The organism is Microcoleus anatoxicus (genome assembly GCF_042465725.1).
GTDB lineage: Bacteria > Cyanobacteriota > Cyanobacteriia > Cyanobacteriales > Microcoleaceae > Microcoleus > Microcoleus anatoxicus.
This window is the reverse complement of record NZ_CP120854.1, coordinates 63,540-87,775: the sequence shown is the minus strand read 5'-3', so window position 1 is coordinate 87,775 and position 24,236 is coordinate 63,540. Positions and strand designations below refer to the sequence as shown.

Annotated in this window: 35 protein-coding genes; 29 read left to right on the top strand and 6 right to left on the bottom strand. The window is 45.8% G+C overall.

Annotated features, from left to right (window positions below):
* Positions 1-40: 40 nt before the first annotated feature.
* From P2A85_RS29510 to P2A85_RS29495, 4 genes are all read left to right on the top strand, one after another.
* Positions 41-463 (top strand): hypothetical protein, encoded by a 423-nt coding sequence (locus tag P2A85_RS29510; protein WP_377481941.1) that lies wholly within the window; start codon positions 41-43, stop codon positions 461-463.
* A gap of 14 nt (positions 464-477) precedes the next feature.
* On the top strand, positions 478-741 hold the full coding sequence (locus P2A85_RS29505) for a hypothetical protein (protein WP_377481939.1): 264 nt from the start codon (positions 478-480) through the stop codon (positions 739-741).
* Positions 735-1,367 (top strand): hypothetical protein, encoded by a 633-nt coding sequence (locus P2A85_RS29500; RefSeq protein ID WP_377481936.1) that lies wholly within the window; start codon positions 735-737, stop codon positions 1,365-1,367. Before P2A85_RS29505 ends, P2A85_RS29500 begins: the two co-directional genes overlap by 7 nt.
* An 85-nt stretch (positions 1,368-1,452) precedes the next feature.
* Complete coding sequence (locus P2A85_RS29495) at positions 1,453-1,767, top strand: hypothetical protein (RefSeq protein ID WP_377481932.1); 315 nt, start codon at positions 1,453-1,455, stop codon at positions 1,765-1,767.
* A gap of 63 nt (positions 1,768-1,830) precedes the next feature.
* On the opposite strand, the gene P2A85_RS29490 is transcribed toward P2A85_RS29495, so the two are convergent.
* On the bottom strand, positions 1,831-2,187 hold the full coding sequence (locus tag P2A85_RS29490; protein WP_377481929.1) for a GIY-YIG nuclease family protein: 357 nt from the start codon (positions 2,185-2,187) through the stop codon (positions 1,831-1,833).
* A gap of 143 nt (positions 2,188-2,330) precedes the next feature.
* On the opposite strand from P2A85_RS29490, the gene P2A85_RS29485 reads away from it, so the two are divergent.
* The 6 genes from P2A85_RS29485 (at position 2,331) to P2A85_RS29460 (ending at position 6,285) form a co-directional block, all read left to right on the top strand.
* Positions 2,331-2,711 carry a hypothetical protein gene (locus P2A85_RS29485; RefSeq protein WP_377481927.1) on the top strand — a complete coding sequence of 127 codons (381 nt, stop codon included), beginning with the start codon at positions 2,331-2,333 and terminating at the stop codon, positions 2,709-2,711.
* A gap of 72 nt (positions 2,712-2,783) precedes the next feature.
* The gene (locus P2A85_RS29480; protein ID WP_377481925.1) at positions 2,784-3,080 is read left to right on the top strand and encodes a hypothetical protein; all 297 of its coding nucleotides are present in this window, start codon (positions 2,784-2,786) and stop codon (positions 3,078-3,080) included.
* An 83-nt stretch (positions 3,081-3,163) separates the two neighbouring features.
* Positions 3,164-3,685, top strand: a complete 522-nt coding sequence (locus P2A85_RS29475; RefSeq protein ID WP_377481922.1) for a hypothetical protein — start codon at positions 3,164-3,166, stop codon at positions 3,683-3,685.
* 127 nt (positions 3,686-3,812) lie between these two features.
* Positions 3,813-4,682 carry a DUF5895 domain-containing protein gene (locus P2A85_RS29470; RefSeq protein WP_377481919.1) on the top strand — a complete coding sequence of 290 codons (870 nt, stop codon included), beginning with the start codon at positions 3,813-3,815 and terminating at the stop codon, positions 4,680-4,682.
* Positions 4,683-4,806: 124 nt separating this feature from the next.
* Positions 4,807-5,277 (top strand): hypothetical protein, encoded by a 471-nt coding sequence (locus P2A85_RS29465; protein WP_377481916.1) that lies wholly within the window; start codon positions 4,807-4,809, stop codon positions 5,275-5,277.
* Positions 5,278-5,352: 75 nt separating this feature from the next.
* A complete protein-coding gene (locus P2A85_RS29460; protein WP_377481913.1) occupies positions 5,353-6,285 on the top strand; it encodes a DNA phosphorothioation-associated putative methyltransferase in 933 nt (310 codons plus the stop codon).
* A gap of 128 nt (positions 6,286-6,413) precedes the next feature.
* On the opposite strand, the gene P2A85_RS29455 is transcribed toward P2A85_RS29460, so the two are convergent.
* Positions 6,414-7,109: a DUF4417 domain-containing protein gene (locus P2A85_RS29455; protein WP_377481910.1), complete on the bottom strand. Its 696-nt coding sequence runs from the start codon at positions 7,107-7,109 to the stop codon at positions 6,414-6,416.
* A gap of 314 nt (positions 7,110-7,423) precedes the next feature.
* Here P2A85_RS29455 and P2A85_RS29450 point away from each other — a divergent pair, with 314 nt between their 5' ends.
* The 8 genes from P2A85_RS29450 (at position 7,424) to P2A85_RS29415 (ending at position 13,141) form a co-directional block, all read left to right on the top strand.
* A complete protein-coding gene (locus P2A85_RS29450) occupies positions 7,424-7,558 on the top strand; it encodes a hypothetical protein (protein ID WP_377481907.1) in 135 nt (44 codons plus the stop codon).
* Between the two features lie 943 nt (positions 7,559-8,501).
* Positions 8,502-8,882, top strand: a complete 381-nt coding sequence (locus P2A85_RS29445) for a DUF4326 domain-containing protein (protein WP_377481904.1) — start codon at positions 8,502-8,504, stop codon at positions 8,880-8,882.
* Between the two features lie 63 nt (positions 8,883-8,945).
* Entirely contained in the window at positions 8,946-9,437 is a 492-nt protein-coding gene (locus P2A85_RS29440; RefSeq protein ID WP_377481901.1) for a hypothetical protein, read from the top strand.
* Between the two features lie 70 nt (positions 9,438-9,507).
* Entirely contained in the window at positions 9,508-9,870 is a 363-nt protein-coding gene (locus P2A85_RS29435) for a DUF2493 domain-containing protein (protein WP_377481898.1), read from the top strand.
* A gap of 119 nt (positions 9,871-9,989) precedes the next feature.
* Positions 9,990-11,144, top strand: coding sequence for a hypothetical protein (locus P2A85_RS29430; RefSeq protein WP_377481895.1), 1,155 nt, complete (start codon positions 9,990-9,992; stop codon positions 11,142-11,144).
* A gap of 141 nt (positions 11,145-11,285) precedes the next feature.
* Positions 11,286-11,786: a Tfp pilus assembly protein FimT/FimU gene (locus P2A85_RS29425; RefSeq protein WP_377481892.1), complete on the top strand. Its 501-nt coding sequence runs from the start codon at positions 11,286-11,288 to the stop codon at positions 11,784-11,786.
* A gap of 223 nt (positions 11,787-12,009) precedes the next feature.
* Positions 12,010-12,168 carry a hypothetical protein gene (locus P2A85_RS29420; RefSeq protein WP_377481888.1) on the top strand — a complete coding sequence of 53 codons (159 nt, stop codon included), beginning with the start codon at positions 12,010-12,012 and terminating at the stop codon, positions 12,166-12,168.
* 529 nt (positions 12,169-12,697) lie between these two features.
* On the top strand, positions 12,698-13,141 hold the full coding sequence (locus P2A85_RS29415; RefSeq protein WP_377481885.1) for a hypothetical protein: 444 nt from the start codon (positions 12,698-12,700) through the stop codon (positions 13,139-13,141).
* Here the strand turns inward: P2A85_RS29415 and P2A85_RS29410 are convergent, their stop codons facing one another.
* Positions 13,142-13,570 carry a hypothetical protein gene (locus P2A85_RS29410; RefSeq protein ID WP_377481882.1) on the bottom strand — a complete coding sequence of 143 codons (429 nt, stop codon included), beginning with the start codon at positions 13,568-13,570 and terminating at the stop codon, positions 13,142-13,144.
* 179 nt (positions 13,571-13,749) lie between these two features.
* Here P2A85_RS29410 and P2A85_RS29405 point away from each other — a divergent pair, with 179 nt between their 5' ends.
* The 6 genes from P2A85_RS29405 (at position 13,750) to P2A85_RS29380 (ending at position 17,737) form a co-directional block, all read left to right on the top strand.
* The gene (locus P2A85_RS29405) at positions 13,750-14,286 is read left to right on the top strand and encodes a hypothetical protein (RefSeq protein WP_377481880.1); all 537 of its coding nucleotides are present in this window, start codon (positions 13,750-13,752) and stop codon (positions 14,284-14,286) included.
* A 65-nt stretch (positions 14,287-14,351) separates the two neighbouring features.
* Positions 14,352-15,086 (top strand): hypothetical protein, encoded by a 735-nt coding sequence (locus tag P2A85_RS29400; protein WP_377481877.1) that lies wholly within the window; start codon positions 14,352-14,354, stop codon positions 15,084-15,086.
* Between the two features lie 43 nt (positions 15,087-15,129).
* Positions 15,130-16,140: a metal-dependent hydrolase gene (locus P2A85_RS29395; RefSeq protein WP_377482241.1), complete on the top strand. Its 1,011-nt coding sequence runs from the start codon at positions 15,130-15,132 to the stop codon at positions 16,138-16,140.
* A gap of 9 nt (positions 16,141-16,149) precedes the next feature.
* Positions 16,150-16,998, top strand: coding sequence for a hypothetical protein (locus P2A85_RS29390; RefSeq protein ID WP_377481874.1), 849 nt, complete (start codon positions 16,150-16,152; stop codon positions 16,996-16,998).
* On the top strand, positions 16,988-17,167 hold the full coding sequence (locus P2A85_RS29385; protein ID WP_377481871.1) for a hypothetical protein: 180 nt from the start codon (positions 16,988-16,990) through the stop codon (positions 17,165-17,167). The genes P2A85_RS29390 and P2A85_RS29385 overlap by 11 nt, the downstream gene beginning before the upstream one ends.
* On the top strand, positions 17,168-17,737 hold the full coding sequence (locus P2A85_RS29380; RefSeq protein ID WP_377481867.1) for a thermonuclease family protein: 570 nt from the start codon (positions 17,168-17,170) through the stop codon (positions 17,735-17,737).
* 113 nt (positions 17,738-17,850) lie between these two features.
* On the opposite strand, the gene P2A85_RS29375 is transcribed toward P2A85_RS29380, so the two are convergent.
* Positions 17,851-18,063: a hypothetical protein gene (locus P2A85_RS29375; RefSeq protein WP_377481865.1), complete on the bottom strand. Its 213-nt coding sequence runs from the start codon at positions 18,061-18,063 to the stop codon at positions 17,851-17,853.
* 170 nt (positions 18,064-18,233) lie between these two features.
* Here P2A85_RS29375 and P2A85_RS29370 point away from each other — a divergent pair, with 170 nt between their 5' ends.
* The 3 genes from P2A85_RS29370 (at position 18,234) to P2A85_RS29360 (ending at position 21,461) form a co-directional block, all read left to right on the top strand.
* Positions 18,234-19,514, top strand: coding sequence for a transposase (locus P2A85_RS29370; protein WP_377481863.1), 1,281 nt, complete (start codon positions 18,234-18,236; stop codon positions 19,512-19,514).
* 491 nt (positions 19,515-20,005) lie between these two features.
* A complete protein-coding gene (locus P2A85_RS29365; protein ID WP_377481860.1) occupies positions 20,006-21,031 on the top strand; it encodes a hypothetical protein in 1,026 nt (341 codons plus the stop codon).
* A gap of 160 nt (positions 21,032-21,191) precedes the next feature.
* On the top strand, positions 21,192-21,461 hold the full coding sequence (locus P2A85_RS29360) for a hypothetical protein (RefSeq protein ID WP_377481857.1): 270 nt from the start codon (positions 21,192-21,194) through the stop codon (positions 21,459-21,461).
* A gap of 378 nt (positions 21,462-21,839) precedes the next feature.
* Here P2A85_RS29360 and P2A85_RS29355 read toward each other — a convergent pair whose 3' ends face one another.
* Both P2A85_RS29355 and P2A85_RS29350 read right to left on the bottom strand, forming a co-directional pair.
* Positions 21,840-22,412 carry a hypothetical protein gene (locus P2A85_RS29355; protein ID WP_377481854.1) on the bottom strand — a complete coding sequence of 191 codons (573 nt, stop codon included), beginning with the start codon at positions 22,410-22,412 and terminating at the stop codon, positions 21,840-21,842.
* Between the two features lie 423 nt (positions 22,413-22,835).
* A complete protein-coding gene (locus tag P2A85_RS29350) occupies positions 22,836-23,102 on the bottom strand; it encodes a hypothetical protein (protein WP_377481852.1) in 267 nt (88 codons plus the stop codon).
* Between the two features lie 330 nt (positions 23,103-23,432).
* Between P2A85_RS29350 and P2A85_RS29345 the strand changes: the two genes are divergently transcribed.
* On the top strand, positions 23,433-24,005 hold the full coding sequence (locus tag P2A85_RS29345; RefSeq protein WP_377481849.1) for a hypothetical protein: 573 nt from the start codon (positions 23,433-23,435) through the stop codon (positions 24,003-24,005).
* A complete protein-coding gene (locus tag P2A85_RS29340) occupies positions 24,002-24,187 on the top strand; it encodes a hypothetical protein (protein ID WP_377481845.1) in 186 nt (61 codons plus the stop codon). Before P2A85_RS29345 ends, P2A85_RS29340 begins: the two co-directional genes overlap by 4 nt.
* The last annotated feature ends 49 nt before the right edge of the window (positions 24,188-24,236 follow it).

Below are 24,236 nucleotides of genomic sequence, written 5' to 3'. Positions count from 1 at the left end.
ATCGCTAGGGTATAAAACATAGCAAGTTTGAGGTAATATCATGAATTGCACTTTAGGTTTAGATTGTACGCAAATGGGCTTTGATGAATGCGGAGAGTGTGTCAATGAAGAACTTTGCCATGAATACACAAACCCCTGGAATTTGTACGAAATAGTGCTGCTTAAAGGATTACCCGGTGCGGTGTATCTGTGTTGGCATAGCAGAGATGGCAATACCGAATGGACGAATGAACAATGGGGATTTAAGCACCTGAACAACTGCGATTGGTTACTGCACTATACCGCATCATTAAACTCTTTTGACCCGTGGCAGCGCGCCTATTACAAGCTTTCTAGTGTCAAGAATACTAAGTACGTCCGCACTGACTTATTTAATGAGTTTGAAGCATTGAGAAAGCAGGTAGATATCGAATATGCCAAGAATCATCAAAATGATGATAAAGCGCCCTTTTTATTTGAATAACAGAACACACAAACATGACCAGAAACATTCACAATTTACTCAGACAAGCTTGTTTCGTCAAATGTCGTAACCCTTGCCATCACGAACGAGGGTACAGCTTAAAGCATCATAAAAATGCAGCCCTAATTCAAGTTTACTTTAACTCGTTTGAGTTGTTAGATGAAGCAGACCAAGTGTTGATAACACAAGGAATTAAGGCGGTTAAAGCCTTGCCCCATAAAGCTGAAGGTTGTTTTCTTTCTATTGAACTAAACCAAGAGGAGTCACAAAAATGTTAGGAACACACTTTATCCAATTACCCGTACCCATGCCACCAATGTTACCGGGAATGGTGGGAGCCAGCAACACTCAATACTTTGCCCTTTACTATCAAGGAAGCAAAGCAACATGGAGCAATGGCAGAGCAATGGCTACCTTTAGCTACTACGCAGCGTATGCGCCTCTAATAGAACACATAGCCCTCGCAATTCACTTGGAGCCTTACAACTTAGGTTCCGATGATGAGTTACCAGAACACGCTATTTTATGCGACACTGTTTGCAATAAAATGTATGTCAGTGCGTACAAAGAAATCGATTACTTTCTGTTACAGCAGCATCCCAAAGAGTCACCCACCTTGTCAGAGCAAGAGTTTGAAGAAGCCGTAAAAGCGTTAGAGAATATGAGCTTAGAGCAGATGCAGCGGTTGGGAATGTTCGAGATGTTCGGCAATACTAACCCACAAGCCCGCCAACAAACCATAGAGTTAGTGAAGTGGCTCGACCAACAAATCACTCAGGAATTGATAGAACAGTACATCCAACTAGCGAACCGGGGTAATTGGACAGCGATGATGGCAATAGAAACCCTCAAACGTAGAATTGCCGAAGCTAGGAAGCAACAACAAGAATTAGAGAAGAATTAAATTATCTATGCCGAGGAAGTATCAATATTACAGCCTTGGCATGGGTAAAAAATACTGAAAATTTAGTTAAATCGGAGATTAGCTCATGAAACGATCGACTTGGAGAGATGCTGCAATCCATCGCATCGCCAATGCTCTTCTAGAATATGAAGCTCAATGCTTGCTGTTGGGAGAAACAATAGAAGGTAAACTAGCGAAGAAATGGATATCAAAGGAGCGCTATCCCTTTGGGTTTCGGGAATATACGCCCTACCGGATATGGCTCCAAGAAGTTGCTAAGATTCCCTATTTCATCAGCACGGGATGGCCTGCTGTATCTTATCCCGGTTGGCGTAGTGGGTTATCAAAGCGCCACCGAAGATGCAATGTAGTCAGTGACGGACAACTCAGCTTATTTTAAAGTTGGGTTAGATTCAGAAACCAAGCGTAACTACTGAATCAACTTTCGCCACGACATCGATCGCTACTCCACAACATCGATCGCTACTCCACCACTCTTGCGTGTCCTGGATTTATGGCGTTTGTATCCAGCATTGGGATTGCAGATGGGGCATAACAAGCGGTTGTTGTGCAGCTTTTTGAGTTTCCGCTCCCTGGTACGCCCTCCATGCCAAGTCTTCACCAACACCAACTCTCGTCCTTGTTCCACCGCCGCTTTAGTGATTCGCGCTCCCACTTTGGACTTGTGCTCCTTCAAGCGATCGCCCACAGGTTTCTTGGTACTCCCCAAATAATGGGATGCCGTACCTTTGGGATGGTTGAGATTACCGATAGCGGGCTGCCAGTGTATCAAGTAACAACCGGGTTTGTTCGGGTTCATCGCTTTAATTAATCTTATTTGCAACCAAAGCGTTAGCCGTTTTATTTAAGTGAATTTAGTTGTTGGATAAATGAGAGTTTTAATTACTAATAAAATATCGAAGTAACGGCTATCGCTTGGGGTGAAACTAACCAAAAAATGCCATGTTAATTCACCCCGATAAACCCATTCAATTGCCCCAGCCTTACCGCATTCAGCTAACTACCAAAATCATTAACTTGCGGTGTTGCCTAGAAGTTGCAGCAGACCCCGACGACGAGTGGATTATCCCAGACCCGGCATACTTCATCGGTCAAAAAGTGTGGCTGATTACGCCAGATTTACCACCCGATGATTGGGAAGAAAAGCGTATCTTCGGCATCCAACTCTATGCCCCCAGGTGGCAACATGGCTCTTTGATGTCCGAACCCCTTTGGTACTTTGGAGTTAAAGCTCTCACCGGGCAAGGGGAAACAAAGTGGCTGAACCAAGACCAGATTACCCAGAATCCTCAAGCTTACGACTTTGAATCCGACCATTTCTAACAGCATCAATAACCAACAAAACTCCCAAGTAATTGCTAACGCTTGGGGTGCAACATTACTCAGTACAAACCCATGAACATCAGAACCATCGCCGTAAGCTACACTCGTAAATTCAACTTGCTTAACTTCAATTCAGTTGATTTATCCTGCTCGTTATGGGCGCAAATAGACCCAGAAGAAGATGAAGACTCCTGCATTCAGATATTGCAGGACAAAGTAAGAGAAGCGGTGCGCTGCGAGTATCACAAAGTTACAAGCAATCAAAAAGCCGTACCCACAGTTAAAGTAAACGGCACTTTAGTTGAAGACTTCATACCCGAAGGTGAAGAATACGAAGCACTTGGGGTGAATCCAGCACATCTGCAATAGCACACTGATTAATTGAGAAAGAAAAGCCCCAGGTAAGTGCTATCGCCTGGGGTACAACAATTCATTGAGTTGAGGTAAAGGTTATGAACAATCGAGTATTTGTGGGTCAGTACCGCATTGAGGATGGTAAGCGTATATTGCAGTGTCATTCCCGTGGAGACCAGCGCTACAGCCCATTCTTTTGCTTTGTGAAAGCTTTTGGTACGACGGATTCAATTGAGAACCACTACCAATGTGCCAAGCGTTTTGAAGGTTGCCCAGAACCAGGTAACTGGACTGCTGCCAGGTATTGGAAGCGTCAAGGATGCAAGCAAGTAGCGTGGCAAATAGGCGATCGCGAGTTACCGCACAAGTCGAACGAACAAGGCACCAGTTTTGCTATCGATGATTGGGGGATTCAATACTACATTCCTTTGTGGCACCGACACTTATCCCAACATCCACAGAAAGTAGAATTCGCTCAAAACTTTGATGAATTTGAAGACCCGTTTAAACGAGATTTTCCCTTCTGTCAAGCTGATGTTATCCGAGTTGCTGCTCGCGAAGGAGTAGAAGCATTGTTGCCTTATTTTGCTCCCCTAAAACAACTCTTTGATACCAAGTAATCTTAGCTCGGCTGCAAGCTATGAACTATGAACTTGCAGCCAATCAAAGCTAAAACTCAATAACTAACAATCAATAAAAGTGAAAGTAAATGGCTTTCGCTTGGAGTGAAAAATAGGAGGTTTTATCATGGCTAAAAAATCACAAGTCGATGTTCAATCCGATGCTGATGTCCAATCCGAAGCAATGCCCATCTCCGAAATTGTAGAAGCTACCGTCGAACGCGATGAGTTTGCCAGTCCCGATTTCGTAGACCCCGAAGCTCGGCTACCGCGCATTCAAGCAGTGCGGGGAGAATCGAACTTAGAACACTGCGGCTACTTCGTAACTGCGGATCAGATGGCACAAGCAGGTTGGCTAGATTTCGACGAATCCCAGCTAATCGAGTACACCTTCAATTCGGGAGAAACCGAGCAGGGTATCCTGATTCGCACCCCCCGGATGATTGTATGTCCCAAGACACCCGTACTCGCCTTTGACCGCGATGAAAGCGAAAAGCTGCAACAAACGGTCATAATCGGTTTGTACGATCGCACTTGCAAGGAAAACGAGCGCATTAGCAACGTGCAATTCTTCCAAGTATTTTTGGTCAACTCGGACAATCAACCGCTGCATTCAATTCCTTTGAGCTACAAAGCCAAGGGTGCGAATCAGGCTAGCTTTAGCAAGCATTGGCAACAATTCTGCACCGAGATTACAGCTTGCCACGCCATTCAAAACCGCATTGCAGCCAAACCTAAGAACGCTTCGTTTAAGAGTTTGTGCGTATTCGAGTTTGAGGTAGAGCGCCAAATAGTCGGAGATAAGAAGAAATCACCCTGCTGTTACGTTAGCTCGCACACCAAACCTACTCTGGATACTTGGAAAGAGCAATTTCTAGGCTACGACCGACAAACCAAAGAATGGACTTGGGAAGCCCTGGAACCAGATCGCCCTTTGACCATCCCCGCATTCCCCCAACTTGCACCATCACCGCAGTTAACCTTACCTGAGAGTTAATGCTCAACTCTGGGGAATTGAGTAATTTCGATTTCCCAGAATTCAAACACTTTAAAAGCACACAAAAAACAACAACAAAACGGCTACCGCTAGTAGTGTAAAACAAAGAGAGAAGAGGTATACTATGCCACGTTCTACAACTCCCAAACAACCCCAGCGTCCTAACTTTGATGCAGCTTTTGGTAATGACTTCGTTGTCAAAGACTACTGTGAGAAAGAGTGGGAAAGCGTGTATTACGCCATCCGCGAACTGCAAGGAAAAGCGCTCAGGAAATCCAAGATAGCCCAGGGTGATGATTTCTCCTGGGATGCTTACAAAGCCAAGTTTGCAGAAGTATTCGGTACTCCCCAGGATAAGCGCTTTACTCTGGAACAATTGGTAAGTTACGGTACGCAAAAGTGGGGCATGGACTTGGAGGAACTCAAAGCCTACAACCGCCGTTCTTGGGAAAGACGCAATGTTGAATCTGTTGAACCCAAGGTATCGGTAATTCCCGCAGTTGTGAAAACTCCCAAAGCACTCAAAACGGTTAGTTCTTGGGAAGTTAGCAACCGGGTAACAGATACTTGGGCAACCGATGATATTCCCTATTAATTGAATCGCACTCCCAGGCTAGTCCTGGGAGGTACAATCTTATTAGTTGAATCAGCGCACCCAACGCCAAACACAATGTTACACCGCCACAAAGCAGCCATCAACCGCCATAAATTAAGCCGACCTTGCCAAAGAGGAATCGACTTTGGATTCATTACCCCAGAAACTACCATCACCGATTACGGTTGTGGTTACGGTCAGGATGCAGAACGCTTGAGTGAAATGGGATATCCCGTAGTCAGTCGCTATGACCCGTACTATTTCGCCGATTCTCAAGCGTTGCCCGCTGATGCGGTAATGCTCAATTTCGTATTATCGGTAATCGAAGACCCAGCAGAACGCGAACAGGTGTTGATTGCAGCCTGGAATTTAGCTCAAAAGTACCTCATAGTCGGATTGTTAACGGGTAAAGCTAAAGAGTCGGCATACCGCTTCAATGACGGCATCATCACCAAGTGGAATACTTTTGAAAAACACTACTCCGCCACATCGGGAAAAGCTTACCTCCAAGCAATATTGGGATGCGATTTAGTGCGCCTCGAAAACTGCATTTGGGCTATCCCCAAGGTTCCATCCAAAGTCCTCAATGCTTACAACACTTCAGCTACAGAACTTCAACGTTTGTTGGCTAATTTCAAGAAACAGCGTTATCGGTTAAATTGCCAAACTTTACTACCACAGGGTGCTTACATTGAGGATTATTCACCCAGCAACAGCGATCGCACCTACTACCGATTGCGCTCTCCCAATCGAGATTTGCTGGGTAAAAAGGGAAAGAGTTTTGTAGTGCATTTAGGAACGGCTGAGTCTCCAGAATTCAAGGAAGCAGCTAAAGCGTTGCAGCGTAGGGAACAATTGGATTTCCTCACTTCCAGAATTGATTACATCCAGCAAGTTCTTAAAGAACCTGCACCCACCGCGACGAAGGTGACAGTGGCTCCTAAACCAGGTTTGATGGCTCACTTTTCTATGGCCCAAATGGATTTGTCACCCCCTTCCACTTTTTAGGAAGTACCGACCACTTACCCGGTCTAACTTGCTTGATGCCGTACTTTCCCTTAGTATTCGGGTTTTGTTCCAGCATCGACAGCCTCTGAAGCGCTTCCTCAAATTTGTTCCCCCATCCCCCGCTACTTCTACCGCCCATCGCTTCCCCCTTCTTCTTCAAACTTGCCCGTTGCCCTTTCCCAAAAGCTGGGAGCCCATATCCAATGTCGCTTGGTACACTGTTCCTTGATTTTCTTGCCACCTCCCACTACCAAAAATACAATCTCTTTCGTCCCCGCCCGATCGCACGCCATCTCCCACTGGTCTAGGTTGTACTGGAAGTTATCGCCACAGCCCCTAGTCGAATAAGCCCTCCATCCCTTCGGTACTCCCAGCAACTGCCACTCGGCTTGTTCCGCTGCAAAGTTAACATCCACCCAAATCCGAATTGCTGCTTCTGATTGCCAAACCCGACTCGTCCAGCGCTTGGCATAAATCAATCCCATCAGGTAAGCCAGGGGAGTATTCAAGTCGGTGCTGAAATTCAATTCACAGGATGCCTTGGGATAAAGGGCGGGTAATGCCATCGGATTCGATAACAGTTGCGTGAATTTGTAATCATCCTGGTAAAAGTGGAAGGTTCCCGTAGTTCCCCGCTTCTTGGCTTTACTCCCCCAAGCGTCCAGGGGAAGTTCCAACCCCGTTGCTTGCCATTCAAGCATCAGCATCGGCACGTCCCAATCATCAGCAGGGAATACCAAACCCCCCGCCCGCAGTAGCTTCCTCTGCAACTTCCCCGCGACCGTACGATCGCTCCCAATTGTTTCTGGCTTTGGATGTAACATTTCTCGTTCGCCCTGTTCTCAAGTTCTCCCATCACTTGCTGCAAACCTTGGAAACCAACTCCATTGATGTTCTGCTTCTCTCCCATCACTTGCTGCAAACACTCAAAACTAAACCTCACCCGATATTGTTTTGTGTGTGGTGGTAGTGAAAAGTTATGAACACAGAAGATAAAAGCCAGTTTTTATTCATCATAAGCGTTTGAAAAAGTGTAATTTGTCCTTTTTTTAGCTCCCACTGTTCCCTTTGTGCAGAATAATTATCGCTATTTTAGGACAATTATAGCCAAAGAAGCGGTGAATAGGGTGTATCTTTCATGCAGAGAGTGGTGTGTCTGCATCAACGATCGCCCGTGGTTAGTGGAATCATTGCTGTTGACCGCGATCGTACTTTCTGGATTACCCGAAGCGATCGCCCGCTACCATCAGAACACAGGATTGACTACTCGTGAAGCGAAGCTATCCGAGCGTGAATCGCCCGCTGCAATCCCAAGTATTGGGGAAACCTTCACCCGTAGCATCGATCGCCCTTTCAAGAAAAACGGTTGCTTCGCTTTGATATGCGTTGCCCCCCTGCCCCCTCGGGGGGAGAGACGCCTCGGAAGTTCGAGCGAGGATTTCCTGCACTTTGTCCGAAATTACTCGCTCGAACTTCCTCGCAAAAGCAGTTGCTTCGCTTTTCTTTATTTGACGTCGCTCAGGCCGCTGGGCCGTCACTAGCATAGGTAGTATACAGAGGCGGTCGGAAAAATGTGCAAGGCCTCACAGACGCTAACTCCGACTAAGCAAATAGGCTTCACTAACAAACTGCAAGGAATTTTCAGGAACTCACTTGGCGAACACGCTTTACCAAGTGTCAGTAAAGCTCGAAGACTCGCTAACTGACACTAATTAAACCGTATCCTCCAAGCAAGTCCCTGAAAATTGGCAGTTTATAAGTGAACCGTATTTGCTAAGTCGGAGTAAGCGTCCGAGAGCAAGTAACAGTTTGCAATCTTTCGACTCGCTAACAATTGGCTAAGATTTCAACCGCCGACAACGAATTATCTTACTTACTTTTGAGTGTTGTCGGCGGCTGAAATCTTGCCAATTCTAACCTCTTCTCAAGAGCAAACTCTAAGCCTTGACATAAGCAACATTTTGTAAGACTTGGCTCGCGGACAACTTCTAAGCTAATCGGGTAGCTGGCAGTTTTGTAAGCTTCACGCCCCGTATCAACTAGCAGTAAGGCTCGAAGACTCGCCAACTGCTACTAAACACAGGGCGAGAAGCCAACAAAACGGTCGCAACTACCCGATTAGCTAAGAAGTAGTTGACGCTCACGCAAGCCTAACAAAATCTAACTTTTCCTCGCACCTCTGTCTCCTAAAAATGTAGTGACTGAGGAAAAGTCAAATGTTTGAACGCACAAATGGTAAAGACAGTGTATTCGGTTTCAATGCGCTTCATCGGGTCTATATCGGACGCGGAAATAAAGCGTATCAGTTAAAGCCAAGTCCCCTTGCAAATCCATTTGTAATTGGTAAACATGGAACTCGTGAGCAAGTAGTTGAGTTATATCGTCAATGGATTTGGGAACAGGTCAAAGAGGGTATGGCTGGTAAATCTAATAGTGCATGGAATGAGTTGAAGTTTTTGCAGTCAAGAGCGAAAAGAATCACGAAGAATCAGGATTTTGATTCTCTGGAGTTGACCTGTTGGTGTAAAGATTCGGAGATTTGTCACGGAGATGTGATTGTCAATTGTTTGGAGTGGATGGATAAGAATGACCTGTAAGGGTTTTCGGGCGGGGTCGAAAGACCTCGCTTTTGTATTAACTAATCAAGGGAGGAAAAGACAATGACAGTTAAGTTTATCAACAAAGTAGAGCCGAATTCAATCGATGATTTGAGGAATTGGTGTCAGGAACGAATCGAGGATATGAGCCGAGATGTATCCCGTTACGCTCCCGACAGAATGAGAATGTGGATATTTGCAGAATGCGATTTGCGAACCAATGCACGAGTTTATCCAGCTTATACGGATAATCGCATCCAGAAATTTGCTCAACGAGTTTTCCCTGGCTGCGATATAGCATTGTTAACCTATAACGGGAAAATTGATTGGCATCGAGATCACAACTATGCAACAACGATCGCCAGAGGAGTGAATCTCGGACAAGCAAAGTTTGGCATTGGCTTACCCAACAATCGGGAAGTTATTGATTTGGAGGATGGAGATATCTATGAATTCAACTGTAAATCACCCCATGCAATCTTGTGGCACAGCCAAGAACGATTCAGCATTACCTTTTGGAAAATGCGGAGTGAATACAAACAACAACTGAGTTAACGAGATTGGGGATGAGGTAGAGAGTAAAATCTCTACCTTTTTTTTGTACTAACAACAGGAGGAAAAGACAATGCTGAAAGTAATCATCGCTGGTTCGAGAGATTTTACAGATTACGAACTACTCGAAAGATTGTTGGATATGTACCTCCAACGCTATTCTCCAGACCAGATAGAAATAGTATCTGGAGGAGCGCGTGGTGCCGATCGCCTCGGTGAACGCTACGCCCAATCACGAGGTATTGCGCTCAAGGTAATGCCCGCAGATTGGAATCGCTACGGTAAATCGGCGGGTTATCGACGCAATGAATCAATGGCAAACTATAGCACTCATTGCATCGTTTTCTGGGATGGCTCGTCGCGGGGAACACAGCACATGATTAACCTAGCCAATCAATACAACTTGGCTCTCCGAATAGTTCGTTATCGTTCTTAGAATATTGCCCTGAGCAAGGCGTTAAAAGGCTCAGAGACAAGAAGAGAAAAGAAAAAATGAAAGTAAATAAAACTGCTTTCGCATTCGGTGTAAACAGAATTCAATTCAGGAGAACGACCATGAGCTTCATCAACAAATCCCAACTCGGAATCTACGCACCCAAAGCTTCAGAAAAAGTGGTCATCGGTGCCCAAGCCCAAACCATTATCAAGGATGCGCTTTCCACCTACAAGAAACTCTATTACGGGTTGAGACAAGTTGCTTGGCAGAACCGAGATAAGGGAGCAGCTTTTTCAGATGCCAAATCCAAGGGAGAATTACAGCAATTTATCATCGCACCGGGTTGCCGCCAAGAAGATGGCTCCTACTCCAAAGATGAATGGGATTACCAACCGCTCAACAAACACCTCTGGGAGCGCTTTTGCACCCACTTCGAGGATACTTTCGGACTCGAACGCATCCAAGAGTTGACCAAACTCAAAGATTTGTTAGCCGTTACCGAAGAACTCCTCTCAGTAGCCCTGGACGAATGGGGACATCGAATCCTCGAACGCATTGAAGATGAATCCTTGGAATCCCTGGATTCGATACCCCGCTACACGACCGACCTCAAGAGCGGCATCCGAATTGAAGCCGATTTCCGCAATCCCAACAAGCGGGCGATCGTTATCTCTGCAACGCAGTTCTCCAATATCCCCGACGTATTGATTGAACAAATGCGGGGCGATACTTGCTGGCAGGGAAGGATTTACTTCGACACTACCGGAGTAACAGCGCTCACATCCAAGTCGGCAAAACTCTTGAGTGAAATGCTCGAACTAGCCGCCAAAGTGAATACGGGCATCAAGGAATTCATCGCAGCACCGGATTTCTTCTTAGACTTGGAATCCGCTCAAGCTCGCAAGCGCAACCTCCAGCGAGTCAAAGAACGTCTCGTTGAGATTAATGAGAACAATCTCACCAAAAAGCAAGTTGAAGCACCCCAACAACAGGCAACCCGCCGCATCAACGAAGCGATCGATGCAGCCGAGAATGCTGAACCAGAGGAGTTTGAGGAAGCTCGGAATCAAGCCAATCGCATCAAAGCCCAGAATCCTCAGAAACAACAACCGCAACCTGGGAAATTGAAACGACGCGCTGCCACCCTCGACGAAGTTAGCGAATGGATGGAACGCAACGCTGAATTAATTGGCGTAGATATGGATACCGAACTCGGAATCAAAAGCGTCAAACAACCGGCAAAGCACCGAGTTACTGAAGCTGACCGAGAGTAAGCGCGCTCTCAAATCAACAGCGATCGTACTTTCGGTGGAGTGCGATCGCTCTTTTTTATGGAACTACCGTAGCTGTCAAGGAAACAGGAAATTATCAGAAAACAGCTACCGCATGGGTGCAAACAATATCAGGCAAATGTCATGCGCTATTCCACTAAAGATTCAGGATTCACATTAACCGAGAAACTTATCGTAATTGCGGTACTCAACATCCTGTGTGCCATCGCCGTTCCAGGTTGGATAGGTTTTATCAATTCCCAACAAGTTAGCGTGGCGAACGACCGGATTTATTGGTGCTTCCAAAAAGCCAAGTCCGAAGCTCGGCGAGACAAACTAATCATGGAGTGTCTGATTCGACAAACTCCCCAAGGTATCGAATACTCGGTCAACCGCACTGATGAACCACCCCAGTGGCAAAGTGCGGGCATCGACCCCAAAGTTACCATCAAAACTGCCACTTTCTACTACGACAACAAAGACCAAGCTTATCGGATGCAGTACAACTGGCTCGGTGTCAGTAACGGACGCTTAGGTCGCATTCACCTAATCAAAGAAAATGCCGAACGCTGTACCGTCGTGAGCACTCTTCTAGGCTCCATGAGAACCGGACGACGGGGCAATTCCTCCAATCCCTGCATCTAATTCTGCATCCGGGCCCACCAGAGTTTGTGGGCTGAGAGTTTGGGTGCACTCGCATATACGCATTGCCCAGCAATCCCTCCAAAGATGGTTGGCGTTGCTGCCTAAATCAGGAGATTGCTGGGAATAAGAAAACTTAATTATTCAGGTAACGCAATTACAAATAAAGATTCGATAAAACGGCTATCGCATTGGTTATAAAACTACAAACAGGAACCATACTCTCATGCTCCTAATTAGCTTAGTACAATTCATCGCCCTGTTCTATCAACAACAATTAGCTCAATACATTGAACCAGAACAACCCATTGAACCTTATTTAGCTCAATTAGAACTACAACACGAAATAGAATCGGATTACTACCAGGTTTGCGGACGCTGGTAGTTACTCACTTGGGGCAGCGGTTGCATTCCTCCCACTTTTCCCGTTGCCCAAGATTCCCCATTGTTTCCCGATTCTGGTACACGGAGTTTGTCGCTCTGTTTCGGTGCCCCCGCATACTGAGATAGTCGCTCTGTTTCGGTGCACCCGCATACTGAGATAGTCGCTCTGTTTCGGTGCACCCGCATACTGAGATTGTCGTTGTGTTTCCGCACTCGGAGCTATTGGCTGTGTTTCGGTGTTTCCGTACTCAGAGCTATTGGTGATGTTTCGGTGCTCTTGCCTGCATAGATACTGGTGATGTTTCGGTGCACTCGCATACTGAGATAGTCGTTGTGTTTCGGTGCACTTGCCCGTGAAGCTAATCTGATTTGGTGTTTTCAAGCTCCCTCTCTCTCAAGTATTTTGATGCTGCACCAACTTAATTTTTAATCCAAGTTATTACAGTTTGTTACGGAATTATTACTTTCAGCAACTCTGATTTGTTTTGAGTTTCCAACAACCGAGTATCATACGGCACATGGTACTAGAAATGAAACTCAAACTCATTCGGGATGTCGAAACGGGCATCATCGCTCACCAGGTCTGTTGTACGGGGGTGATTCATACGGGTTTGGGTAAAGGAATTGCAGCGAAGTGGCCGGTGGTTGGGTTGGAGTATCAACGCTTCTGCGGCCCTGATGCAGGTCGAAAACGCTTTGTTCCCGGCAAAATCCAAATGATTCGGGTTAGCTCCACTCCTGAGTTATGGGTGTGCAGTATGGCGGGTCAAAACCTGCATGGCAGCAAGAAACGCTATACCGATTACGAAGCCCTGGCGCTCTGTTTATCTAAACTCCACCACAAATCCCTGGACTTGGAACTAACTCCTTTCCTTCCCTACAAGCTTGGATGGTCTGGGGGGCGGGGTGAGTGGAGTGTTGTCCGTTCCCTCATCGAACAACACTGCCCTAATGCCATCATCTGCATGAATTAGCTAAACCTTGGTTAGCGTCAGTTGCGAAGCAAACAAAGAGGGAATTGAAGACTCGGTGCTGAACTGGAGATAGTAAATACCCGGCTGCAATGTTGCTGTCAAATTGCTGGAATAGCCATCGCTCGAATCCACAACCACGCTGCGGCTAGAGTTCACAATTGCTGCGATGGCGTTGTCCGTTACCAGATTCACTTGCACCGGAAACTTTACCCGAAACCTCGCCCAATCAGTGATGTCGTCCCCGCCAATACTTTCAGAGATTGTGCTAACTCCAGTGCGGTTCTTGCTGGTTGCGCCCTCATTCCAATCCGCACCAGTCAGGATATCCCTGTTTTCGACGCTTTCCCCGCTTTTGGGATTCCTGCGCCTTTTCGCCAAGGTTCCCATGTTCCATGCCCCACTTCGGTTGTTGCCCATGTCGGTTTCCATAAGCCTGCTCTCACTTAATGTTGCTAAATTATACACATTTTTTGGTTGCTATGGTAGCGTAATTACGCAAGCAAAATAGCTGGATTTTCCGGTTTCTGATTCCGGTTGATTGCTAGATTTTTTGCAGCAAGTAGCGCATATTATGGTAAACACAGCACACAAAATTTACACGAATTCCGATGACACAAGCAATGTCCGCCAGAACAACACCCGACGAAGCCTGCGAAGCATTGGGTATCAAAAAGTCTCAGTATTACGACCGTTTGAAGTTTATAGGAATCAAAGCAAACAAGGATGCGGAGGGAACCTACCTGAGCGCTGAGCAGATGAAAGTGATGGAGGAATTAAACGAGCACATCAAAGAAACGGGGAAGATGGAGGGATTCGGGGGAGGCGGGCAGCTAGCGCTCTCGGAAAGTTCCGGTTTGGCATCGGCATTGGATATTCCCGTGCAGCCGGAGATACCGGGGAGCGAGGAGGATGAGGACGGGCTGGAGCAATTAATTCGGGAAGCAGCCGAACTCAAAGTGCAGCAGGCGGCGATGCCCGATTTAGTGAGACTGCACTTGGCGAATGGGATGACGGAGGATGACCTACCCGATGACCTCAAAGCGAAACTCCAAGCAGTGAGGGAAGCAGCCAACCCAAAGCAGAACGCCGCAGCAATAGCTCAACAACTGTTGGAGCGGCACCGTCAGAATCTAGGCAAGAAGTAAGAGAGGAAGTAACCAAAGTCTGTGAAATACTCCGCAGCGGTCATTGCTGCATCGTCACCGGGGAGTTGGGAACCGGATTGGAAGATGTGGCAGCGGGCGTTGCTATGGAATTGGCGGGAGAGTTTTCAGTTGCCACGGCTATCTACAAAGGAAGCGGCAAGAAGTTCTTGCAGCAGTTAGCCGAACAGTTCGACATTCCAACCGTTGTGGAGGATGACAAAGGCAGAATCAAGCAACTCAGCCTAGACCAACTCAAAGAGGAAATAGCGCTCAACCTTCCCGCCGATGCGCTGTTGGTTCTGCCCGAAGCCAAACGGTTGACGACGGGGATTCGGTTTTGGCTCGAAGATTTAATCGAAGCTGGTTGCCTAGTTTGCTGTTTTGCGGTGGCGAACCCCCAGCGAGATATTTTTATCGAAATGCTCGAAGTCAAACTCGAACTACCAAGCGATCGGGCAATCCGCGAAGCAATGCAGGATGAAGCAGCAAAGTTGAATTTCGACTTGACACCGGCCCGGCTTTCCCAACTGCAACCGCTGGCCGGGAGGAATCCGATGCTGGCTAGAAAAGTAGTGAGGCAAGAGAAGCTGGGAATCAACCAAACAATGGAGCACCGCCAGTATTTGGTGATGATGCCCATCTTGATTGCCGCATTGTTCAGCTTTGCCATCCTGCGGTATGTGGGCATGGGAACGGGCAACAAGAACTGGCAAATCTTTGGTGGCGTTGCTTTAACTGTGGCGATGGCTGCCAAACAATTGGGGCGGGTTGAAGGTGCAAAGAAAAAACTCGGACAGTAATGGCGCGTGTCAATTTCGCAATGTTAGGAGTTAACTCATTTTGATGGCCTTAACCCACAGCATCATCGCAGCAGCGGGAACGAGTTTGATTCTCACCACTGCCAATCCCCTGCATTTAGCATTAGCAATTGCCGGCAGTCAACTTCCCGATTTGGATACTTCTACAAGTACGATAGGACAAATCCTATTTCCGATTAGCAACTGGATAGAGAATCGATTTCCCCACCGCAGTGTTACTCATTCGCTAATAGCAACATTAGCGATCGCGTTTCTCTCGGCACCGCTGTATTTCTACTTCGATTGGAGAACGTGGCTTTGTCTGCCCCTGGGACACCTGCTCAGTTGCTTCTCCGATGTGTTCACCAAACAAGGCGTGCAGTTTTTCTGGCCGCATCCCGCTTGGTGTATATCGGTCAGTAATCCAAACCGCAGACTTGAAACTGGCAAATCGGGGGAATACTGGGTGCTGATAATTGCAGTGTTTACTTTGGTTGCAGCGATTAACTTAAGTGGCACTGGTGGTCCAACAGCGCTTGTGGGTAGCTCTCTGGGATTGCGAACTAATGCGACTGAGACTTACCAAAAGAACGCCGCATCGCACCATATTTATGCTCAGGTCAGCGGAACCTTCGCCAGCGATTCTAGTTCATCAGACGGCAAATATTTCATAGTAGCAGGAGAAGGCAACGAGTTTGTATTGGCTAATAAACTGGGAGTTTTTAAAACTGGTGCGAATATCATCAGCAGCCGATTAACTGCGGAAGTTGGCAAACCTGCATCTTCGTCAGTTCAAACTTTACAATTCGATGAAGAAGAGTTTGCCGTCGCGCCCGTGCAAAACGCACTTATTTTCCTTACGGGTACGCTAACTGTTGACGAACCGCAATCGATTAAAATCCCCACTAATCCCAAACAATTAGAGATTGCAAAATTAACTGGAACTCAACTAAACTTGAGTTACTGTCCGCTAGAAATAGCCATCAAATTACTGAGCGGACAATACATCGCGGGTTCCCTAGAAGCCAAGATATTTAGCCCCAAACCAGAGTTATAAGGTAGACAAATGAAGGAATATTTAGCAACTGTGTTGGGAGCGGGAATTGTGGGATTCTTACCCTTTATTAATCTCAATCCGCAGCAAAGCCCACCTACACCCATACCGAGTTTACAAAAACAGCCCATCATTCAGCTACAGCAATCGGCATCAAAACCTGGAAAAAGACACCGGATTCAAGTGCAAGTAGTTTCCCTCAACGATTTAAAGATTGCTGAAGGGTCGGAAGTTGGAGCCGGACAAATCATCAGCGATCGCACTGACGAAAGGCAATCCTTGGAAGCAGAGCGCGACCAAATCGACAGCAGCATCAAACAATTATCGCTACCTGCTAGCAAATTAGCCGAGATTCCAGAACCTAACTTTGCCATTGAAGAAGCAGCCATCCAACAAATCAAGGATGAAATCAAACTAATGGAATCTAACCCGGCATTACCTCCAACAGAAACATCGTTCAGATTTAAAGATGAAAAGTTGAGGAAGTTATTGGAAGCTAACAAACTAGAACAAAAGGCAAAGGATATCGCTAATGAAGCTAACAACCGAACTAAACTTTCTGAATCTAAAGCAAGATTAGTAGGGCAACTCAATAGCGCTATTGCAGCACTCAACAAAGCGAAGAGCAATTACCAATACCAGCAGTACGAACACTCTTTAAATCTGGTGAGGCAGCAATCGGAAATGCAGCGACAACAGTATCAAGTAGCTTCCTTGGTGGGCAAGAAACAAGAAATTGAAGGGAAACTGCGGGAGATTACTCAGATTAAATCACCCGTAGCAGGCAAAGTTCGTAGAATCAAGAACCTGGGTCAAAAGGACAGGCAGATCAACTTGGAGGTCGTGATTGATGTTAATTAAAAGCTATCGAGACTGCACCATTACTCCGCAAGAAGTAGGCTTTTTAATTCAATTTCCATCGGGCGCTAAGGTATTGATTAAAGATGCCAAATCCTTTGCAGATTGCCAGAAGTGGATTGATCGACAATTGGCACATTTGGCAATAGAAAAAGCGTTGGGTAATCAATAAATGCAGAAGTTCCTCAACACCCTACCCCTGTTAGCAATCGCAGGTTTGATTTGGTTTCAGTTGCAACAACAACAACCCAACACCGACAAACCCAAACTAGCCAAGCGCCCCAGCGAAACCGAATCCCTCCGCTGCTCCGTTATAGATGGTTCGGTGTACGACGGCGACACTTTTCGAGTTAAGTGTGACGGTCGCGAACAAAAGATCCGACTGTGCGGCATCGACGCGCCCGAAGCAAAACAACCGCTGGGCATCGAGTCTCGGAATTACTTGCGTTCCCTGGTTGCCAAAGCCTCCAACCAAGTCATCGTTATCGAAATGGATCGAGATAAATACGGTCGCACTGTGGCTGAAGTCCTCTTCGATACACCGGATGGGGAACAATCAGTACAAGAGGAAATGCTTAAAGCGGGTCTGGCTTACCACTACAAGCAATTCAGTGCCAACTGCCACAATGCTGATGTGTTCGACACCGCCGAAGAGATTGGGCGATCGCAAAAGCTGGGAGTGTGGCGGCTTCCCAATGGTGGCGAAAGACCGTGGGATTATCGCAAACAGAATCAAAGCTGATGTACGCCAATGTTGGGTATACACCAAGGCTGTCGGGAGCGATCGCAACAGCAGGAAATGTGGCGGCTTTCCAATGGTGATAAACGGCTGTGAAATTATCCTCAACCAAAGCGTTAATTGGGGTTTCGGAATTGTTGTTTTGCCCAGTCAAACAGTTCGTCATAGGTTGAATAGGCGCACAGTATCCGCGAACGGTCGCCTTTTTTTCTTACGGCAATCACTTTGCCTCTTCTATCTTCATAACCAGGCTTTTCGGTCATTTCTTCTAACTCTAGCTCAAAGAATTTAAGCGCTTGAATAAATTGAGAAATCTTATTATCTTCCATTAGTTAATAGCTTTTTAATTCAATACTCCGGACAGTTTTTCAAGAGGGATGCGATCGCAATAAAAGACAGAAGTGAAAAAAGTGAGTGCAATCTGAACCCAAAATGAACAGAAAAAAAGGCACTCTTTTAGGTTAAGCTATAAAAACACACAAGCTCAACAGATTGCCTTATGAACATTATGGAATCCATCTTACAACAAATGCCAGGGATTAGTCAACCCCAAAAGAAGTTTTTAATTACTTTATTCTCAACTATTTTGCTAGCCTATGGCAAGGTTAACTTCACGAATCTCAGTCGTTATAGTTGTTTGAGTGAAAAAACCTACCGTCGTCACTTTCTCAAAAGCTTTAACTTTCCACAATTTAATCAATATTTCCTCGAACAAGCTTTAAATCCTGAACACACAGTCATTGCTGTTATTGATTGTTCTTTTTTAATAAAAAGTGGTAAAAAAACTGACGGTAAGGCTTATTTCTATAATGGTGTAGCTGGTAAATCGGAACAGGGGTTGGAAATTTCTGTGATTTCTATTGTCGAAATTGAGACTCGTTTATCTTATAGCTTAAGCGTACAACAAACTCCGCCACGCCCTCAAATAAAGCCCGTGAAAAAACTGCCAAAAAAACCGAAGAATAGCTCGTCAAAAAAATCTCGCAAAAAACCGGACTCTCAAAGCTCAATGCCTGACATCACAAGAGTTGATGACTATGCAAAACATTTGAAAAATACTCGTTGTTTCTTCCCAACTTCTGTACGTTATTTGGTGGCTGATGGCTATTATTATCGCTCTAAATTCTGGGATGCTGTGCGGGAGTTGAATTTAGACTTTATTGGCAAGTTAAGAGTTGATGCTAACCTACGCTATCTCTATACAGGTGAACAAAATAAACTGGGAGCTCCTCGAAAATATGATGGTAAGGTTGACTGCCAAGATCTAAGTCGTCTAAACTTTGTTAAAGAAATAAAACCGGGGGTTTCACTCTATACACTGGTGGTCTGGAGTTGTTGTTTAAATTGCCAAATTAGTTTGGCTTGTATTTCTGAGGCTCAAGCCAATGGGAAAATCAAAAATACTTTATTATTTAGCACTGATATTCACCTACCACCTGAGCAAATTCTTGAATATTATCAGGCTCGTTTTCAAATAGAATTTATTTTTCGTGATGCCAAACAATTTACGGGATTGTCTGATTGTCAAGCTCGTCATTTACCACGACTTGATTTTCATTTTAATGCCAGTCTAATTGCCTTAAACTTAGCCAAACATGAACTTTCTAGTTGTCATTCATCTGCCAAATCTTTTGTGTTTTCTATGGCCTCTTATAAACGTCTGGAATTCAATAAGCATCTACTTTCTACCTTTATTGATAAGTTAGATTTAGACCCGGATTTGATTTTAAATCACCCTAACCTTCCTTCAGTCTTGTCTTATGGTACTCTGGCTGCTTAAAAACTGTCCGAACTATTGTTAATTGAATTGGTTGACCATTACATTAGATACATTTTAACTTCTCCGTCGTATCCTTGCACGCATTAGAAAAATAAAATCTGTTGGGCTTGTGAAATAGGAAAATCGTGGCTTTGATGCTCCTTGAAAGAATGTTAAAAGCTACGAGCCGGAGCCTAAAGCTAAGCCGGGAGTGTGGCAGTTGCCGGGAGCCAGCGTCAAGCAGGATTATTGTAAACAGAAGAAGTTATGTACAACACTTTCCCCGCCTAGAGCTTGTAACCGCTACAGCAAGGTCAGCATACAGGCAAAAGATGTATAATGCGATTTCAATAATTCACCCCCAAAACTAACAATTGGCAGCAGAAAAGAGGTCAATGACAAGTTACTCCCATACTTTTGGGACATATTGACATTAGCGCCGAGGCTTTAGCAGTCCTTAATCAAACTCAATGTGTTACACTTGTAATACAACCTGACTCACTTATGCTCCTATGAACCTCGAACGTAAAACACATAGAGATGGCAACTTGCAGCCTAAAGCATTTAATTGTTTAAAACTTCTCAATGAAAGCTTTACCTATCATAACGATCATACCCAACGGCATCCGTTCTCAATCTACAGTAACTCAATACAGAAAGTAATACAGTCTTTCAATGCTGTTCTGGATGAAATAGATCGGATTTCTACGGCTTTGTTTAATGCTGATGGAAATTTAGATTATCCTTTGAAAAAGCTGCCTGATTTACAAAAAGAATTACTATACGCCTTACAATCTCACATTGATGATTGCTATTCTATTCTTAAAGTTATTCACCCATATGATAGCAAGGTTCAGGAAAAACATCCAGACCGTTGGTTGGATAAGGTCGGACACCCTGCTTATAAGGATTTTCGGAATGCAATCAATGACTACAGAGAATCCTTTGCTCCTATTGTTAATAAGATTAAACACAATGGTAGTCAATTGCGTCCTATAATGATGTACTCAAGGGGACGTGGCATAGTTGCACGTACTGTAGAGACAAGTATTCAAACTTTCCCTAAAAATGCTCGCATTATTGGGTATTTTCTAGAGGGGATGCAACCTAATGGGCATATAGGTCCTGATTTTGAAATTCATCCCGGTGGTATAACCGCTATTTCTTTAAATCGTGACCTACGTTATCACTTTGCAAATCTCTACCGAGTTGGCGATCATTTGAGGGCTGCAATAGCCAGAACTGTTCGTCACTTTCACAAAATAAAACTGCCTCGCGATGTCGCTGTTAATGATACCGCCTCCCAATATAATATAGAGTCAATTGCAGAACGCATCAGTAAACTGCCACTTCTATTCTTTGAGAATGAGTTTTCTAAGAAAACACCAGATATTAAATTCCACCGTCATAATGCAAATGCAGATTTGATTTTGGAGAGTCCTGGTTCTCAGTATATGACTTGGCAGGGAGAAGTAATGATTTATTCTGAAATACAAGTAGATGCTGTTTGCCCTTTCTATCAACTTCCTTACAGGTAAGTCAGAAGCGTTTGTAATTCCATCCTAGGCTTGCACCTACTAAAACTTTATCAGAAAAAAGGCATATCCTGACCCAGGGCTTAAAACTGTTAAGGCTAGGCGGGGAAAACCAAGATTTGGGGTATACACCAAACTAGACAGGGATCTTGGGGTTAGTTTAATGCTGAGTTTTGCTTTTCTTCCAAACTTTGACAAGCTTTCTAAAATCCTCATTTTCATCGCCTGTCAGCCTCGCTTTAACAGCTTCCTTGACTCCCAATTCATGCACTTGACAGTAGACATCATGGACTGCTACTGGGTCATTGTCCGCGATTGCTTGCAGTATCCGCGCTTGAAGCCTTTGAACCGGCTCTTCATGGGTGGTGGCAACTTCGTCGGCGGTTGGTTGGTTGGAAGCCGCAACAGATTGGGGGGTGGATTCATCGGATAAATGCGGGGTTTGTCGGGGTTCGCACGGGGTTGGTACGGGATTTGTCAGTTGGCTTAACTTCCCGTCCGGTAAGGGTTCTGGTATTTCTACGGGGTTGGCGGGGTGCGAACCTACTTTTTAACTGAAGGAAGCGACTACGGAGGAGTTGAAAAAGTGAACTATAGGCGGAATGTTGTGATTTATTCCAATTTACTCCCACTATCGGTTACTCTCTTCTAAAGACGCGGATTCTTTTGTCTGGTCTGGTCTTGTCTGGTCGCTGCGGGCTGTTCGGTTGTTTTGAAGAGCCCCTTCAAATTTTAAACTCCAACGGTTGCTTGGATTGATGACTAGCAAGGAATTTCCGAATCGAAAAATCCCAATAGTTGCCCAGCGCAATTAACCCGGTTCATCATCACCCCCCGGAATTGTCCAAGGATCGATACCGTACTCCCGAAGCAGCCGCTCGTAGTGGTCGCGCTCTATTCTGACCTCATCGTCAACCCAGAACAGCTCTCTGATATCCTGTTCTAGTTCAAGAACTCGCTGGCTCAGGATTTCGTTTCGTTCTTGAGGAGTGCGGGCAACGCCGAAAGCTTCGTCAAACCGCCGCTCCAAGGTTTCAGTCAACAGCGCCCAAACCAAGCTCAGTGCCTGTTTGTTCCCTTCACCGGCTTGAGTAAGCCAGTAAGCAGTGATAACTTCCAACGGAAGGGCATTGAACCGACCTTGACCGCGAACTTGCTCCTCGCTTGATTCTATCTCAATAGTGTCGGGCGTATAACCCTTGCCTAGTAAAGCTTTGATAGCCTTTGAGTCCAAAAACCGTCGGGCGTTAATTTCGGGTTTTCCAACACACTCCGCCGCCTGTGTCTGGCTCATTCGGTAATTGCCGTCTGGCAGCATAAACCCATCGACTGTTAGGGAACCTATCTGTACCGAGGCTCGAACGGCTCTAACTGATTCGGTCACTAGAATTTTCTCCAATGCTTGACAATCACTAGACAGTTGTCTATTTTATTGGTCTTCCATCGCACACTGACAGGAGCGCAACCTGTTAAACGTCCTGACTGCAAAGCTTGCAGTCTATGGAGAGCAGCAGAGCGCAACCTGTCAAACCAACCGTTTTCGCCACGACAAGTTTGAAATGCCTCCAGTCTCTCCTGTCAAGCGTTTGAGGGTCTTTGAGTCCAAAAAGTTTGAAACGCCGGGTCGTACCTAAAACCTCTGTCAGCTAAAGCTTTTAGCTTATTTGTTGGTTTTGACGGTAGCGCCAAAGTTTCTCTATTGCCAGACAACGATTAGACAATCACGCTTACATCAACTAGCTCCCTTGCTTCCTTTGCCCTGCTTGCTTTTGGTAGCCCAAGAGGGGAAACAACGACCGGCAATTCCTCAGCCGCTAGCGTTGAACGTGTTGCTTTCTGCCGTTTTTGGGATGGAAGCCTCCTGTTCTTGCTTGTCTTTCAATTCAAAATACTCGTGTATCAAGTCTTCTAGACCTTGGCTGTTGTCCACACCACGTTCAAGGCAAAACATTTTAAACCGTTTATATAGGCTTCTTGGTATGTGACCCCGAAGGGCGGCGTAACCTGGGTCTTCTTTTTTTGCTGGCACAGTAGCTAAAACTAAACTTCGCAACTTCTCTCTCCATTGTTTCATAAGGTTCCGACGCGGTTTGGGTTGCAACTTATTCCTAATGAGAAGTTATTACTTCACAACTTATTTTTGACGCGAAGTTGCTACTTCGTAACTTATAGATTATACTAACACTCATAGACGCAGAGGCAGCCAAGAGCGTAAAACGGTCATCCGTACAATCCCGCAAGGGAATGCTAGCGCACTGACTCAAAAGCGCCTTAAACCCAGCGCCCGCAACACTTTTACAGGTTAGCGGTAGCGGGCATACAAAAACCCAAACCAAACCCCGCCCCCTCTGACTCGCAATCTTCTGGGGCGGGGTTTGGCACTCACATTCATGAGGTTTCCTCTATGTTCGCAGATCATGGGCAGCCATCACCAGCCCAACCAAGCTTTGTCGAAATCCCCAATCCTTGCGTTACCACGACCCTCGGACGCATCGAAGTAACAGACGTTCGCCCTGAAACAGTCACTGGTCGCCTGCTCGATGACCAGGACAAACCAATCCAAGAAGATGGACAACCGATTTACCTGTGCGTCCGCAAGTCAGAGATTCTGTGTCTCACAGAACGAGCCAACGTAATCAGTTGGTGGGAACTGGGGGAACAAGCCGTGGTTCCCTACATGGCGCCTAGGAAATATTCCCTAGAATCCTTAATCAACCGATTGGATGGACTCAACTTCGATGAACTCTACGCTTTACGAACCTTGGTTTCTTTGGATAGCGACCCATTCAAAGCGTACTCCGGCACTGTCAACAACGACTTATCCCATTTGCAGGCTTGGTTCCCAACAATACGAGCTCTCTCTCGCGTGGAACAAAACGAACTAGCAAGCGCGTTGTGCTGGCGAATAGCAAGTGAATCCAACGCACCGATAGCACCGATAGCACCCACAGCAGGAGATGGGAGGGACGACCGATGAGAGCGCTCAGGAGCCATCAAATTCAGTGGAGCGTTACCGTAACTCGCAAGTACCATCCGCCTCGCAAGATAAGCGTTTTCGGGCGATCGTCAGCAGAAGCGCTACAAAGTGCCGTATCTTCTGTTCGCGAGGTTTGGGAAATCTGGGATGCCAAATCATTTAGCGTTCCCGAAAGGAAGTGATTTTTTTTGAGAGTGCGCGATCTAATTCAAATACCAAAATTATGTCTTT